3 protein-coding genes are annotated in these 3,826 nt (G+C 64.1%); 2 read left to right on the top strand and 1 reads right to left on the bottom strand.

Features of this window, described 5'->3' with window-relative positions:
• Positions 1-126: 126 nt before the first annotated feature.
• A complete protein-coding gene (locus tag GY937_11150; GenBank protein MCP5057267.1) occupies positions 127-1,311 on the bottom strand; it encodes an acyl-CoA dehydrogenase in 1,185 nt (394 codons plus the stop codon).
• A 100-nt stretch (positions 1,312-1,411) separates the two neighbouring features.
• Between GY937_11150 and GY937_11145 the strand changes: the two genes are divergently transcribed.
• Positions 1,412-2,587, top strand: a complete 1,176-nt coding sequence (locus GY937_11145; GenBank protein ID MCP5057266.1) for an acyl-CoA dehydrogenase — start codon at positions 1,412-1,414, stop codon at positions 2,585-2,587.
• A 4-nt stretch (positions 2,588-2,591) separates the two neighbouring features.
• Positions 2,592-3,695 carry an acyl-CoA/acyl-ACP dehydrogenase gene (locus GY937_11140; GenBank protein MCP5057265.1) on the top strand — a complete coding sequence of 368 codons (1,104 nt, stop codon included), beginning with the start codon at positions 2,592-2,594 and terminating at the stop codon, positions 3,693-3,695.
• Positions 3,696-3,826 lie beyond the last annotated feature (131 nt).

The following is a 3,826-nucleotide window of genomic DNA, read 5'->3' as shown; positions in this document are numbered from 1 at the left end:
CCATTGCTGAAGCGTCGCCCGCTGGCTCTTGCTGAGGTGAATCTCGGCTGCGACCCGCATCGTGCCCCTCTGGCCGTTCGCCGCGAGGGTAACGTGGATAGTCCAATAGTGCCCTTTATTTATGAATCATATCACTAGTTGGTCGAAGGGAGTGTCGCGATCGGCCATGCCTTCACGGGGAAGGCCGAGCACGCGTTCGGCACAGACGTTCTTCTGGACTTCGCTGGTGCCGCCGGCGATATGGAAAGCCGGTGCAAACAGGTACTCGTTCTGCCAGTAGCCGGGGCGTAGCAGCGCCTTCGGGCCCAGGGCGCGCATTGCCAGGGCATTCGCCTTCGTCATCATGCGGGCGAGGGCGAGCTTCATCACCGAGGATTCGGCGGTTGGAATCACACCGCGCCCGAGCTTCGAGACGACACGTGCGTTCAGCAACTCGAGGCAGCGGAGCTGCGAGTAGACCTCGGCCAGCTCGGCTCGCATCGCCTCGCCAGGTTGGCCGTCGCTCTCACGGACCACCAGGGCCAGAAGCTCATCGAAATGCAACAGGTTCGAGAGCCCTCCCATCGCAATGCGCTCGTTCATCAGCGTGGTCTGGGCAACCCCCCAACCCCCATTCAAGGGGCCGAGGCGTGCGTGATCAGGCACGCGGACTTCGTTGAGGAAGACCTCATTGAAATGGGAATCGCCGGTCATCTCGATCAGTGGGCGCACTTCGATGCCCGGGGAGCTCATGTCGAGCAGGAAGAAGGTGATCCCTTTGTGCTTCGGAAGCTTCGGATCCGTGCGCGCGATCAGGATGCCGAAGTGGTTGTGCTGCGCGCCGGAGCACCAGGTCTTCTGGCCACTGATGATCCAATCGTCCCCGTCGCGCACCGCTTTGGTCGCGAGGCCAGCGAGATCCGAACCGGCGCCGGGCTCACTGAAGAGTTGGCACCAGGTCTCGTCGGCCTGGAGTAGCGGCCCAAGGAAGCGCTGCTGTTGTTCAGGAGTGCCGTGAGCGATCACGGTAGGGCCGACCATGCCGATACCGACGGCGAGCATGGAGTGGCCGACACCCCGCTTGTTCAGCTCCCCGTTCCAGATGATCTGCTCGATCGGGCCCTTGCCCTGGCCGCCGTGGGCCTCGGGCCAGGTGATGGCACCCCATCCGTGGGCGGCCAGGGTCTTCTGCCAGGCCTTGTGCCGCTGGAAGACCACCTCCTGGTCGTCTCCGGAGGTGTAGCTGCCGAACTCCGTGGGGGCGTGCTCGTCCAGGAATGCCGTGGCTTCGGCCCGAAAGGCCGCCTCGGAGGCAGAATCGTTGAAATCCAAGGGGTGACACCTCGCCGCGGAAAGGCCAAAATTAGAACACGTTTCATTCTCTCTCAAGGCGCCCCGCTCCAGGGGCGGCGATCACGGAGCGAGCCGAGCGATGTACGTCGATCTGACTGACGAGCAGAAGAAGCTGCAGCGGGAGCTGCGGGCCTACTTCGAAAAGCTCGTGACCCCCGAGGTCATGGAAGAACTCCGCGGTTCCGAGGGCGGTGGCCCTGAATTCCGGCGGGTGATGCAGCAGATGGGAAAGGACGGCTGGCTGGGGATCGGCTGGCCCGAAGCCTACGGGGGGCAGGATCGCTCGGCGATCGAGCAGTACATCTTCGCGGAAGAGATCCAGCGCACCGGTTTTCCCCTTCCGTTTCTCACGCTCAGCACGGTCGGGCCGACGTTGATGAAGTTCGGAAGTGAACCGCTGAAAGAGCGTTTCCTCCCGAAGATCCTGGCGGGCGAACTGCTCTTTGCCGTTGGCTACTCCGAGCCCGATGCAGGCACGGATCTGGCTGCACTGAAGACCCGGGCGGTTCGTGAAGGCGACGAGTACGTCATCAACGGCCAGAAGGTGTTCACGAGCCTGGCGGACCATTCGGATTACGTCTGGCTGGCGGTCCGAACCGATCCCGAGGCGTCGAAGCATCGAGGTATCTCGATGCTGGTCGTTCCGCTCGACGCACCGGGCGTGAAGATCACGCCGATCTGGACGGTCTGCGGTGTGCGCACCAACGTCACCTACTACGAAGATGTCCGCGTCCCCGTCGAGAACCTGGTGGGCGTCGAGAACCAGGGTTGGTCGCTGATCACGAGCCAGTTGAACCACGAGCGTGTCTCGCTCTTCAACTACGGCCCGATGGCGGTGACCTATCGTGAGGTCGTCCAATGGGCGAAACAGGCAGACCACCCCGATGGCGGCAAGGTGGCCGACAAGCCGTGGGTGCAGCTGCGACTGGCCGAGTTCAAGGCCAACCTCGAAGTGCTGAAGCTGCTCAACTGGAAGCAGGCCTGGGATATCACCCAGGGCGGGTTGCATCCATCGATGGCGTCCACCGTGAAGGTCTTCGCCAGCGAGTTCAACGTTTCGGGCCAACACCTCCTGATGGAGGTGTTGGGCGAGGAAGGCACGATCAAAGACGGGTCACCCGGCGTGCTCCTGCGCGGCAAGGTCGAGCGCGCCTATCGTTCGGCGCTCATTCTCACCTTCGGCGGCGGGACCAACGAAGTGCAGCGCGACATCATCGCGATGGCGGGGCTCGGCATGCCCCACTACAAGGAGTAGGCGAATGGATTTTTCCCATTCGGAAGATCAAGAATCGCTCCGCGGGCTCGCTCGGGAGATCCTCACTGACCAGCTCAGCCAGGATCGCCTCCGGGCGGTGGCGACGACGGAGGATCGCATCGATCGCGAGCTTTGGACCGAGCTGGCGAAGGCCAACCTGCTCGGGCTCGCGGTTCCCGAAGAGCATGGTGGGGCCGGCTTTGGGCTCTCCGAACTGACGATCTTGCAGCAGGAAATCGGACGCAGCGTTGCGCCGGTCCCTGCCTACGCAACGCTGGTGCTGGGCGCGCTGGCCATCGACGCGTTCGGCACGGATGGTCTGCGCGCAGCCTGGCTGCCTCGGGTCGCCAGTGGCGACGCGATGCTCAGCGCCGCGATCAACCAGGGCGCGGGTGACGTCGTCACTGCACGCCACGACGGCACGGGCTGGCGCCTCGAGGGCCGCTGCTCACTCGTACCCGCTGCCCACGTGGCCCAACGCGTCCTGGTTCCGGCAGCCACCGAGGAAGGAGAACTCTCGGTCTTCCTGGTCGATCCCCGGAGCGAAGGTGCCGAGCTCGAGCGCGTGGAGACGACCGACGAGCAGCTTCGTCCCAACCTGCACCTGAAGAGCGTGCGGGTGCCCGACGCCGAGCTTCTGGGCGAGGCAGGAAGCGGGGCAGCGATCGTGGAGTGGATTCGGCAGAGGGCGACCCTATCGCTCTGCGCTCTCCAACTCGGCGTGGCGGAACGTGCTCTCGAGATGACCGCCACCTACACGACGGAGCGAAAGCAGTTCAATCGGCCGATCGGCAGCTTCCAGGCCGTGCACCAGCGTGCGGCGGATGCCTATGTCCAGGTGCAAGCGATGAAGGTCACCGTGTGGCGGGCGACTCATCTGTTGGCGCAAGGCGAGGACGCCAGGGAGATCCTGCCGATCGCCAAGTACTGGGCGAGTGTGGGCGGAGCGTCCGTCACCTATGCGGCCCAGCATCTTCACGGCGGCATCGGCGTGGATCTGGACTACCCGCTCCATCGCTACTACCTGTGGGCCCGCCAGATCGGCCTGCATCTCGGAACCGGCACGGCGCAACTCGCAAAGCTGGGCGAGCAGATCGCCGCGGGCTAGTCCCTTGTCACACCAAAAGCTGGGGGTAGAGTCGTCGCAGTTTCACGCGGGCTTGTTGGGTCGTGAATTGCCAGTCGACGCCCTTCGTCGTTCGGTTGCGATCGTCTTGCCAGGCTTGGACTTGGCGCGTG

This window comes from bacterium (assembly GCA_024228115.1).
GTDB lineage: Bacteria > Myxococcota_A > UBA9160 > UBA9160 > UBA6930.
Note: the sequence above shows the minus strand (reverse complement) of the source record. Positions and strands in the feature narration are given on the sequence as shown.